This window comes from Ilyomonas limi (assembly GCF_005233845.1).
Classification (GTDB): Bacteria; Bacteroidota; Bacteroidia; order Chitinophagales; family Chitinophagaceae; genus Ilyomonas; species Ilyomonas limi.
Window position 1 is genome coordinate 1 of record NZ_SZQL01000039.1, and the last position, 12,459, is coordinate 12,459.

At 38.0% G+C, this 12,459-nt stretch carries 10 protein-coding genes; 4 read left to right on the plus strand and 6 right to left on the minus strand.

The window, feature by feature from the left end:
• Positions 1–187: hypothetical protein (locus tag FC093_RS24175; RefSeq protein ID WP_206106669.1), on the plus strand; the 187-nt coding region annotated here is incomplete at its 5' end.
• A 17-nt stretch (positions 188–204) separates the two neighbouring features.
• On the opposite strand, the gene FC093_RS23010 is transcribed toward FC093_RS24175, so the two are convergent.
• The 6 genes from FC093_RS23010 to FC093_RS23035 all read right to left on the minus strand — a co-directional run bounded on the left by FC093_RS23010 (position 205) and on the right by FC093_RS23035 (position 8,240).
• Positions 205–468 (minus strand): hypothetical protein, encoded by a 264-nt coding sequence (locus FC093_RS23010; RefSeq protein ID WP_137264173.1) that lies wholly within the window; start codon positions 466–468, stop codon positions 205–207.
• Positions 469–747: 279 nt separating this feature from the next.
• Positions 748–1,380 carry a DsbA family oxidoreductase gene (locus FC093_RS23015; protein WP_137264174.1) on the minus strand — a complete coding sequence of 211 codons (633 nt, stop codon included), beginning with the start codon at positions 1,378–1,380 and terminating at the stop codon, positions 748–750.
• Positions 1,381–1,489: 109 nt separating this feature from the next.
• Positions 1,490–2,140 carry an HD domain-containing protein gene (locus tag FC093_RS23020; RefSeq protein WP_137264175.1) on the minus strand — a complete coding sequence of 217 codons (651 nt, stop codon included), beginning with the start codon at positions 2,138–2,140 and terminating at the stop codon, positions 1,490–1,492.
• Between the two features lie 467 nt (positions 2,141–2,607).
• Positions 2,608–4,203: a RagB/SusD family nutrient uptake outer membrane protein gene (locus FC093_RS23025; protein WP_137264176.1), complete on the minus strand. Its 1,596-nt coding sequence runs from the start codon at positions 4,201–4,203 to the stop codon at positions 2,608–2,610.
• 20 nt (positions 4,204–4,223) lie between these two features.
• A complete protein-coding gene (locus tag FC093_RS23030; RefSeq protein ID WP_170971203.1) occupies positions 4,224–7,241 on the minus strand; it encodes a SusC/RagA family TonB-linked outer membrane protein in 3,018 nt (1,005 codons plus the stop codon).
• Positions 7,242–8,045: 804 nt separating this feature from the next.
• The gene (locus FC093_RS23035) at positions 8,046–8,240 is read right to left on the minus strand and encodes a hypothetical protein (protein ID WP_137264178.1); all 195 of its coding nucleotides are present in this window, start codon (positions 8,238–8,240) and stop codon (positions 8,046–8,048) included.
• 1,883 nt (positions 8,241–10,123) lie between these two features.
• Between FC093_RS23035 and FC093_RS23050 the strand changes: the two genes are divergently transcribed.
• The 3 genes from FC093_RS23050 (at position 10,124) to FC093_RS23060 (ending at position 12,201) form a co-directional block, all read left to right on the plus strand.
• The gene (locus tag FC093_RS23050) at positions 10,124–10,666 is read left to right on the plus strand and encodes a YcxB family protein (protein ID WP_137264179.1); all 543 of its coding nucleotides are present in this window, start codon (positions 10,124–10,126) and stop codon (positions 10,664–10,666) included.
• A 261-nt stretch (positions 10,667–10,927) separates the two neighbouring features.
• Complete coding sequence (locus FC093_RS23055; protein WP_137264180.1) at positions 10,928–11,311, plus strand: hypothetical protein; 384 nt, start codon at positions 10,928–10,930, stop codon at positions 11,309–11,311.
• A gap of 314 nt (positions 11,312–11,625) precedes the next feature.
• Positions 11,626–12,201, plus strand: coding sequence for a hypothetical protein (locus FC093_RS23060; protein WP_137264181.1), 576 nt, complete (start codon positions 11,626–11,628; stop codon positions 12,199–12,201).
• Positions 12,202–12,459: the final 258 nt, after the last annotated feature.

Genomic DNA, 12,459 nt, shown 5'->3' on the forward strand with positions numbered 1-12,459 from the left:
AGCCGCAGCTCTTCTACCGAAAACAGGTGGTCAATTTATAGCGAAATCACCTGGTCAATTTGCTCCGAAATGCAGTGGTCAGCTTGTAGCGAAATGGAGTGGTCAATATCAGCGAAATCTCCACCTTGTTTACTCCCCCAACTCAGCGAAGTGTTTCACTCAGTTCGCTTTTGCAGAAGAAATATAAAATATACAAGGCTGCTGTTAAAACAGCGCCGTCTTAAAAAGGTAAGATTGCCGTGACTTAAAAAAGTTCCGAACCTTCGCTATCATCTGTGGGTCTGTAAGATGTTCAGCACTATCAATGGTAATTTTCTTGCTGTTAAATTGTGCATCTTCCTGCAGGTAATGTTGAAATTGCTCCTGCGACTTGCCTGGGCCAAAAACCAGTATTTCATCATAGTTCAATAACAGGCTTGAAAGGGCTTTGAAATACTTTCGACTATCAGATTGTTTAGAATTGTTCATGGAGTGTTCGCTTCCGCCGCCATGGGCTTCTCTTACTTCTAATTTATCCTGTATAGCTGTGATTGGACGTCAGCATCGGCTAGATCTAATAAAGATTGTTCACAGGCAGTAAAATGCACCAATGTAAGCGAGCTTTTGGATCTCGCTGTGACTTTTCCCTGTTGTAGCAGAAAACACCACACTTGCCATACTATAGCCTCAGAATTACTTTAGGTTCAGTTGTGTTAATTACTTAATGCCTTGAACAAAAATATTTTTACGTAACTGCTTAATGCTTCTTTAAACCCGCTTCCCAAATTTCTGAAAATAGGAACGAGGTTGTAACCCAAAAATTAACTGGTCATCGAGTATCCAGGCAGGCGTACCCCTCACACCTACGCTTTCGGCAATGTGTTGTGAGCGTCTGAGGTCGTTGAATGCCGAATCCCCTTCTAACCAACTTGCTATTTCCTGCTCTCTAATGCCAAATTCTTTGAGGCAATTATGAACAACCTCCTTTGAGCCCAAATCTTCATTTAAAGCAAAATGTGCTGCATATAATCTGTCCTTCACAGCTTGAAAAAGCCTGGGAATATGTCTGCGGACCTGTTCAGACAGCACTAAAGCATACCGGCTATTGGGAAGACGAACCGGCCAATTCAGAAGCAAGTTTGCTTCCCTTGCTTCTTTTTCCAGCATCTCGTACATGGCTCCACTTCTTTTACCCATATACACACCTTCTTCCGGCACTTCAGGATGTGCCTGAAAGGGCAATGCTATTACATTGAACCCATTTTCTTTAAGTAGCTCGTTTCGGCTTTTACTTACATAGCAAAACGGGCATGTAAAATCATACCAATGCCAGGCAATAGACTCAACATTTTTATCCCGTTTCTGGCACTCGGAATCAATAATTATATTTTCATTTTTCATACTTAATAGTTCCTTTTATTATCGGCAGGCGAATACGGAGAAAAGTTAAATGTCATACTGCTTTTGAAAATTGTTCAGGCGTATACCTTTTATTTAGAACCCACTTTTGCTACTCACTCCACGGAGACTGCAGAATAGAGTCACAAAAATTTTTTCTTTGGAAGTTCGGTATCATAAAAGCGCATACATCGGCATTGATGTTACCATAGGTGGTATCTGTTTTATGTTTAAAGCCTTCAAAAAATGTGGGTATGATTCTTTTCTTAAAATCGGTACGTGGAAATTGTTTGATAATGTCTTCACGGTGTTTTTCAGATAAGTGCTCATAGCCTCTGCCTACTACATCCAGTGCTACTCCATAATTCATCAGGGCTACTTCCGCTTCTTTATATGCTGCAATACCGGTCGTTGTATGTAAGGCAATCGTGTCCCAAACCAACTGGAGCGCCTGTTGAGGAAGTCCATGGCTCCTAAGGAAATCACGGGCTGCATTGGCGCCATCTACTTCAAATCTTTTATCCGGGCTGCTGTAATGCGGAGTAAGCCCAAGGTCATGAAAGACCGAACTAACATACAAGAGTTCAGGATCGTAAGAAATGTTTTTTTGCTTTCCATTCAACGAAGCGAATAAAAACGCCCGTAATGAATGATTATAAAGAAATTCTGTACCATGTTCGAGCAACAATTCAGTAGCTTGATTGGCTATTGTGCTGTCGGGTATTTTAATGCCGGCAACAGCTTTGGGTTTATTTATTGTCATAGTCCCAGGTTTTCAAATTAAATACAAAATTATCCGGTACTGCCCACCCTACAAATACCAGAAATCGCTATTTAAATACCAATTTTTACAAACCGATCCCGGTACTTATTGGGTGAATGACCAGTTTGATGTTTGAAGAAATTACTGATCTGGCACTCCAAAATTACTCGTGGTAACTCAAAATAAAAATCTTAAACAGTTTCTAATAAAACAAATAGTTTACAATTAATTCGTTATGTACATAGGTGTTTAAATTTCGTCTTTGAGTATATGCAATAAGGAGCAATATTGCTATTGCTCCTTATTGCATGCCATGCATGCAAAAACTAAATCCTAACAAAAATTAAAACGTGTTTTAACGCTGCTTGTTTCTATTGAAACGATAGATGCTTGTATATAATTAACCTCGAAGGTTTTATTATCAATAGCGAAACTAACTAATTTAAAAGCTATATATTTAATAACATTTAATAGCCGGTATTCTGTTTTAAAGTGCCGCTCGACCTGTCTATTTCAATTTGTGGTAATGGAAATACTTCATCCTTTCCCTCCTTATATTTAAAATATCCGGGTGTTACCTGATTCTGCCATCTTTTTGGATCAGTAAGATACTGACTTGCTATTCCCCATCTTCTTAAATCCCAGCCGAATTTTCCTTCAAAAGCAAACTCCACACGACGCTCATGAACGATTGCCCAGAACATATCTTCATAACTTAATGATGAGGAGATGGGTGGTAATGCTTTAATAACACTTTTATTTATGGTATTAGGATCTGTAGTTGTTCCTGTACGTGCTCTTACTTTATTTACATAAACTGCTGCTGTTGCCTGATCTCCTAACTCGTTCATCACTTCTGCATACCACAATAATACCTCCGCATATCTAACCAAAGTATAATTACTTGAGTTGTTCCAGCTAACCTGGTCAACAGTAGTGCCATTGTTATTTGGTGGATTACCAATACACCATTTCCTAATTCCAAGACCTGTTCCGTTTACCTTATCCATAAAAAGTTGTCCAAAAAAATCATCCTGGTTTTTGCGGAAAATAGAAGCCATTAAGCGTGCATCACCAGCCTCATATTCATTCTCTAAATCTGGTGTAGGACGTGTCCATCCCCATCCGCCCCCGGCAACATAACCTTCACCATTTGGTGCATTTAATACAGTACCAAAATTGTCTGTTCCTTTTTGATTTAAGGCAGTGTATTGTACTTCAAAAACACCTTCAGAACTATTATCATGAGAACCATTAAACACATCGTTGTAGTCGGGCAGCAATGCATACCCATAAGACATTATATCTTCCAGCAAAGGCTTGGCATCATTCCATCTATGTTCATATAAATATATCTTAGTAAGATATGCTTTCACAGCGCCCTTATCAGCCCGTCCCATTAGATCGCCGGTGTTCCTGTCTGCAATTGGTGATTGCAATGCCAGTTTAAAGTCAGCTTCAGCCTGATCGAATAAATCACTTTTAGTAATCTTATAATTATTGACTTTCTTGCTGTGATCAAATTCGGCTTCTCTTACTGAATTTGGAACATTCAATTCCGATATATCTAATGGTTCTGTGACCAGCGGCGCAGTACCAAACATATAACCTAAACGAAACAACCAAAATCCCCTCACGAAATAAAGTTCTCCCATATACCTTGCCTTTAAAGTTTCATCCATATCAATGGCCGGAATTCGTTCAATTGCGACATTAGCCAATAAAAGCGCTTTATAACAACGTTGATATAACATCAACATCTGGTCTGAACTTGGAGAAATAATTGACTGTTGTATTTGATAATATACAACAAGGTCCGGATGAGCCTGTACATCTGGGCCGGTTATATCACCCATCGGTGTATAGCCCGCCTGGGTATTCCAGGTGTTTTGTCCGTCCAATAACTGAAATGATTTGTAAGCTGCCGTTACAGCCATTTCAGCATCCTGTGCAGTTTTGTAAAAATTTTCAGTTGAAACAACTCCATAAGGCATTTTATCTAATTGCTTGTTACATGAAACAAGTACAGCCAGAAGTAGTATAAAAAAAGTGGTCTTTTTCATTATTATTATTTTACTCGTTATTAAAATTGAATATTAAACCCGGCATAGAAAGATCGGGGCATAGGATATCCTCCGTTAATGCTTTGTTCAGGATCCCAACCAGGATAAGAATTAATACAGAACAGGTTTTGCGCTGCAACATAGAAGCGTAGTTTATGTATAACGTTTGAAGCGGAACTGCCTAACATTCCTGCAAAGTCATATCCGATCTGCAGATTTTGTAACCTGAAAAAATCAGAGGAACGAAGCCAGAAAGTTGATCTGCGATAATTGTCATTAGGATCGCCAGCTACAACTCTTGGTACATAATTACTGGTTCCTTCGCCTGTCCATCTTTGATTATACATCCATGCAGAAGTTTGTTCACCACCACGAGTGATGGCAAAACCAACCTGATCTATACTTCTGAGTGCGCCGAGCTGACCATAAAAACTTGTAACTAAATCAAATCCTTTATATGACAACGATATATTGCCGCCAAAGTTATCAGGAGCAACAGCCATCCCTAAAAATGTTCTATCGTTTGCATCAATAACACCATCATTGTTTAGATCTTTAAATCTTATATCGCCAGGTGAAGCATTAGGCTGTGTTGAAGCTTTACTGATTTCGTCCTGATTTTGGAAAATACCTTGCTGCACATAACCGTACCATTCATTGATGGATTGCCCTTCTATGGTTTGGCTAAAGTTATTTATAATAGGAGATGGTACTTTTGTAACGATGTTTTTGTTATGAGTCCAGTTAACGCTAACATCATATTTAAAAGATTTGCCGATCTGATCAGCATAACTTAAAGTTAATTCAATACCAGTGTTTGAGACACTACCTGCATTTTGATAAGGAGCATTATTAACTCCTGAAGTTGCAAGCAAAGGAACCCGAACAAGAATATCGGAAGTATTTCTTTTATAATAGTCTGCAATAAAATTTAACCTGTTATTTAAGAATGAAGCTTCCAAACCGGCACCATACGTTGTTGTTTTCTCCCAACGTATATTCGGATTTCCCAGGCTTGTTGGGCCAACGCCAGTATAGGTAGCTCCTTCACCGCCCGAACCAAATGGATAATATAAACCGGTAGAATTAAGCGTAGTTTGATAAGGATATATTCCGATATCCTGATTGCCCAGTATGCCCCAGCTAGCACGTAGCTTTAAATTATTTACTACACGTACATTTTCAAAAAACCTCTCTTTTGAAATAACCCAGCCCGCTGAAGCGCCCGGAAACAAGCCGGTTCTGTTGTCTTTAGATATACGCGAAGTTTGATCTTCTCTTAAGCTGGCGCTCAATAAATATTTGTCTTTATAACCGTAATTGATACGCCCGAGATAAGATTGGATAGCCCATGAATATTTTGATCCGCCATTCCTAATATTACTGTTGCCGGCATCTATCACCTGCATGTTTGGATCATTATTCAAAAAGTCATTTCTTGATGCACTTAAGTTCGATCCATTGGTTTGCTGGTAGGTATAGCCAGCCATAACCGTTATATTATGAACGTTATTAATCCGCTTTGTGTAAGTAAGAATATTATCAAACTCATAATTGATATTTTCATTCTGATCTTCATACAACTCAGCGATTGGATGATCGCCTATCAATCCTTTAGGACCGAAAGTGTAAGAAGGTATAAAATGATCTTGGTTCCAACCATAATATTCTGCATTGAATGAAGTTTTGAATTTCAAATCTTTGAGAATATCCCATTCTAAATAAGTTGTTCCTAATAGTTTTTTCCAGGTTTGCTTATACGTCCACAGATTTACGGCAATTAAAGGATTTAGCATAGTAACAGGTTCGCCGTTATGTATGGCGGCACTATAATCACCATTTGCATCGTAAACCGGTTCGGTAGGTGGAAATATTAATGCACGATCAATTGCCTGTCCCCAATCGGTATTATTGGAAACTCCATAATTTACATTAAGGCTTATACCTAATTTCAGGTTTGGCAAAATGCGGGTATCATTGCTTATCTTAACATTACCCCGCTTAAAATCAGTATTTTTTATAACGCCTTTTCCATCAAAATAATTTGCCGTTATAGCATAAGCATTGTTTTTTGTTCCTCCATAAATTGACAAAGCATAATTCTGCTTAAATCCTGATTGCGTTATTTCATCAACCCAATTCGTTCCTTTGCCGTAAGAATCAATTTCTTCTTGTGTAAAAGGCACTGGCAAATTAGCTGCACCATAATAATCATTCACCTGAACGGCATATTGCTTTGCAGTTAATGTAGGTATCTTATAGCGTATTTGATCTATACCTGCATAGCTGGATAAATTCACTTTCATCGGTGATTCAAAATTTCCCTTCTTAGTTGTAATAATCACTACACCGTTCGCGCCCCTTGATCCATATATCGCAGCAGAAGCAGCATCTTTAAGAACCGTTATGTTTTCAACATCATTAGGGTTAAGGTTTGATAGTCCATCATTAGTAATCATTCCATCAATAACTATAAGCGGATTACTTGATGCTCCAAAAGAACCTGTTCCCCTTATTCTGATTTGCGTACCAGCATATGGAGTGCCATCATTTTGGATTATCTGAACACCGGCAAGCTTACCCTGAAGATTTTGACCAATTCCAACAGTTGCCTGATCTTGCATCTTCGATTGAGATACGACACCAATAGATCCGGTCAAATCTTTTTTTGCTTGTGTTCCATATCCTACCACCACTACATCATTTAAATTAGTCCCGCCCTGATCTTTTAAGACAACGCTAATATTAGTGTTATCACCAACAGTAACTTGTTCATCAGCCATACCAATATAACTGATAACTAATACTTGTCCTTTCGCTGCTTTGATAGTAAAGTTTCCACTGGCATCTGTTGTAACACCAGTTCGGCTTCCTGAAACTTTTACAGAGGCACCATCTAATGGTAAAGATTTTTCATCGGTTACCTTTCCTCTTACAGTCTGTTGTTGAGCAATCATTTCAGTTGCGAAACCGAGGTAGCAGAATAAGAAAATCAAAAGGCTTTTTCTTTTAAATACAAGCGTTTTCAAATGTGTCATGCACGTAAGTGCTGGTTGCATTTTTTTTAAATGTGACCGCATAGCATTGTTTTTTGTTTGTTGAAATGTTATTATAGGCAAATAATCACCTGGATCGCGCGTAGTTGAATGGTATTACCAGGCAATCGTTAAAAAAATTATTAAAAGATAAAATATTGGGAAAGCGATGATTAAAATTATGTTTTCTTCAAAACCATTAAGCCACTGAAATAGCAGTGCGAAAATTTGGACTGAAGTTTACCTTTAGAGTGCATCATTGGCAGCAAATAGATCATGGCAAGTCTTACTTAATCGTTTAAGCAAATATTTAAAAAAAAGGAACTTTTTTAATTCTCTTCAAATATAGGTACTTAATCGATTAAGCAAAATAATATTTATAAAAGTATTTTCTTAATGTATTTTAGGCTGATAGGTCCTTAAATTTAAAATGTTATATGTCGCTTGACTATGAATTTTGAGGTAGTGAATCGTAATATTCATTTAGAGAAGGGATCAATAAATGATCTCATGAACAATCGTTTTAGTGGCTTCTCACCAACACAATTCTGTTTTCAGGCCACCTGAAACCTCAAATCTTACTGGAAGCAATCTCATAAATAGAAGAAGGATTTAAGGAGGATCATAATGCAGGCAAAGAGGATAATAACTTTAAAGTTTTGTTCTTTGTATTCGTACCTTACAATGCAACTTTTGTAGTTAAACAGCCAGACAAAGAGACGCTCCACTTTCTATATTCGTTTGTGCCTTCTGAGTTTACGTCCATCCTGCTTTTTTTCTTCTTGCGGTTGAATTTATATGATGCAGTCATTTTAATGCTCTGCTTTGCCCAAATTGCGCATCCAGCTGATTACTATCGTATGCTTTATCACTAATGAGCCTCTGCGGAAATTCATCCATAAAACATTCTTCCAGTGTACGTTCTGCTAAAGTGATTTCATAAGGGCTGGCATGCCCAATTGAGACAGATAAAACAGCACCAACTGCATCTGTGATTGCCATAATCCTGGTGACTTTGCCCCTTTTAATCTTCCCACAAGTAACCCCCTTTTTCGCCGGCGAGAACGTGCAGTCGATAGAACATTCACTCAGGTCTGTATCACCTCTGGAAGGAAAATAAAATTAAGGATAAGCGTTGTGGTACTGTTGCCTCTCTGTAATTTTAATTGCTAGAATAAAAAACAGGTTTGTAAACTATAGTAAGACCATATTTTTTAATGAGGTTATTCTGAAAGCTGGAATCTATAGTACTTTGGGTGCTCCAGAAAATGCGGATAATTGACTGCTTTTTTTTTCATCAGCATTACTTTTCTTTTGCTGTTTCCAACTATAGTGTAAAAGAAACAATCAAGTTATTATCTGGTTATTGAATGGATACTCAATTGTAGGACAGCGAAACTTTAATTTTTGGTATGATACATTTGCGCCCTGCAGGAAAAATGTATTTTGGCATTTCAAAGCTGGCAATTAAACAGCAGAGATGGTAGAACGTTCCACTTAAACCGACATTAATTAATAGATACAACAATTACTGTAACAGTACAGCTTTTACACCACCGGGGTAACCTGTAAATAGCTATTCTATTTAAGCGAAATACGAAAGTCACTTCCGTAATAAAGAACCTGCCAAATGCCCGCTGGAGCCAGACAAACAAGTGCTGGTATTTACCGCTTTCCAGAGAGAATTATGCTACTGTTTATTATGCCTTATATTCCCCTGCCGGCTGCAAACCACTACTATGCAGTAATGTTTTAAAAACAGCCAGCCCCCAAATACATCTTCCGTCATGATGCAAAAAGGCAGTTACAGGTAAGATATTATCGGAAAGCATTAATAAAGTGCACCTAATACCGATAAACTGCTTTTATCTGCCAATGCAAAGCTATCTGCTGGCAATATGCCGGCTGCTAATGTTAAGGTACTACCTGCTATTCGGCAGCACCTGCAACTGAAAGCACTATCAAAACTTATCTGAATAAATGAATGCTTTTTGCAAACCATAAAAGCGCATAAAGCAGATGCGTTTACCGTAGATCGGATCAAGGATTACCTTAAGTACTGTTATCATACTTTAGGGTTGAGTGAAAACACTTTGCACAGTCGTATCAATGCCCTAAAATTTTATTACGAGCAGGTATTGGGGCGGGAGCAGTTCTTTTGGCAAATTCCCGGCCTAAAAAGCAGCTGGTATTACCAAAGGTATTAGGAGAAGAGGAACTACGCAGGTTGTTTAATGCCATCACCTATTAGAAGCATCAAGCCATTTTATTTACTGCCTATAGTGCAGGGCTGCGGGTAAGTGAGGTGGTTAAGCCTGCAATTGAAATATATTGATCGCAGCTACAGGCAGTTGTATATAGAAGAAAGTAAAGGTGAAAAAGACCGTTATGTCGGGCTGAGCCGGTATTGCTGGATATATCATAGAAGTACTATATAAGGATGTGCAACCTAAGCTGTTAATTTATTTGTTTGAAGGTCAGCATCGGGGAACTAAGTATCAGGAGTGCAGTGCTCAAAAGGTGTTTCAGATAGCTAAACAAAAGGCAGGTATACAAAAGGAAGTTGGATTTCACAGCCGCACCACAGCTTTGCAACGCATTTACTGGAAAAAGGTATTGATATCCGCTACATGAAAGATCTGTTGGGACACTTCAATATACATACACCGAACGATACATGCATGTGAAAAAAGAAAAATTGCTAAACATAGTAAGTACCCTGGATGATCTATGGGAAAGAGAAGAAATAGATTGGTAATTTGCATTGCCGAACCCAATAAATAAAAAAAGCGAATGGAAGCGAATTGATTATCAATAGTGTAAAATATTTTGGAGGAATTGAAAGTTCGCGTAATATTTGTGTTAGGTGCCATTTTAAAGGAAATATGCAACCCATCAAAATAGCATATAATTCATCAAGCGTGAAAGCACAACTTGAGTATTTAATAAAACAAGAGTTTATCGCTTCGTTTGGCAATTTTAAAAAACCGGCACTTTATCTTCTCGGTTGGATTTGTTTTATTGTTCCTTTTTCATATCTAACAAGAGATAATCTAGTTGTTCTTAAAGGAGTTCTCTTGTCTCTTACCGCATTAGCAGTTTTTTTAGCTATTGGACTTTCAATTCCCATCCTTATTAAATTTCTAAAGAGGAATGCCTGGAAAAGAAAAACTCTGTTGAACCTATCGAAAAATGACCAATACTACTTTCTATCGTTTGATGATGACCAAATTTCAATTTCGACAGATATGTATAATACTAATATCAAGTGGAATTATTATAATTACTATACAGAGTTTAACGATTCACTTTACTTGATACCTAAATCTTTTTATGAGGCAATTGCTTGTTCTAGATTAGAACTAGGGGACGACTCATATGAAAGACTAAAGGCGATTCTCTCTACGAAACTTTTGCCCTTCGAATGAAAAACGGCACCTAACATGGGGCTTTCTGCTATGCTGGCTTTAGAATATATCCTGATCGACATATCGCTGATCAGCTGCAGTCCCAGCTGAACGAACATAACCGAGCTTTGGAATGTAACCTCGGCTTTCTATCTTTACTCAGCGACAGTGCCGGGCTGAAGTAACACAGAATATCAGCACAGCAGAAAGCCCGAACGTTGTATGCCAGCTTACTTGACGGTTCTAAATTCAAAACTTTTATCTTGATAAAATAGACATGACATGAGTGTAAAAATTTTTGTTGAACAACTTAATGCCGACAAAACAATGGGATATACCACCAACCATGCAATGATGTTAGAAAATGCAAACCGAATTAAAATAACAAATATCAAAGACACAAAAGACATAGTTGGTTTAATATTTCAAGCCGGACGTTATATTGGGACTGTTATTACTGACACCAATAATGAACTCGGCATGATGTTCATTGATTTAAAAAAAGACAAACAAAGAGCACTTTTCGCAGCTTCTAAATTCAATGGAGAAGCTAAAACTTTGTTTATGAAAAACTTTGAAGCCGTAACAAAAGATTATGACAAAAACTATGACTTAATAGAATTGGTTGTTGACAAGTCGTTCCCGCCAAACATCATAGCAAATTGATTGTAAAACTCATCAATGCTGACACGAATAGACGTATCAACAGCTTTGAGAACTTGTGACGGTGTTCCATCAATATTGACAGAAAAAAGCCGGCATACAACATTCGGTTTTGCAATAGGCTGGCTGACGGAATTGCCATCAGCATTTGTACTTTTTTCAACTTTAGTTTCGTCTGACATAACGCTAATCAGCGACTGCTTGTTAAATTGTGTTGTTTATCGTTGTTCGGCATTTGTTCCGGTCTGACCAGTCGCTATTCCCAGCCCATCGCAAAGCCGTCCAACGTTGCACGCCATTAATTCAGCCATCTCTTTATGACAGACAGAAAGGACAAAATCAAGGACTATGACATTATGCTACAAAAGCATATTGACAAAAAAGACTTTATAAAAATCAATAGGACTTTTAAAGACAGAGAAGAAAATATTTCCGGTTTCATGTTAGCTATAACTAGGCAGTTTATTTTACTTCAGGTTGACAATGAATTTATGCTTGACGGCTATGCCATCATTCCAAAGGACAGGTTTGACAGCATCCGCTGTAACAACTACGATAAGACTTTTAAAAGGATATACAAAGAGGAAGGATTGCTGGACACACAGTATGGCTTTAATCAATCATTATCATTAAAATCCTGGCACGAATTATTTTCAGACTTAAAGAAACTGGATTACCACGTAGTGATTGAGTGTGAAGACAAGGATGATCCTGATTTTGTTATCGGACCAATAAAGCGAGTTACCAAAGACAAAGTAGGCGTTCAGTATTATGACCCAACAGGGAAGCTTGACGATAAACCAACAACGCTATCATATGATGACATAACAATTATAAAGTTTGGTGATCGATATTCGACAACTTTTAAAAGACATCTTAGAAAAAGCAAATGACTCAAACGGCGTGCAACAGCGGTTTGGCAAAAGCAGGGCTGAATAACATGGGCTAAACTTTTTATCTTTAATCATCTTTGGTGCAAGTGGAGGCAGACGCAATTCTATTTCCCTGCCTTCGCCAAGCCGATGAACGTTATGCGTAATTTTTGGCAACAGGGTAATAGATTGCGGGACGTTTTGCCTCAGGCGACAGCCGGCAGAGAGCAGGCAACCATCCAATGCAGCAGGAATTGTAATCAGGACAGCCGGCAGACA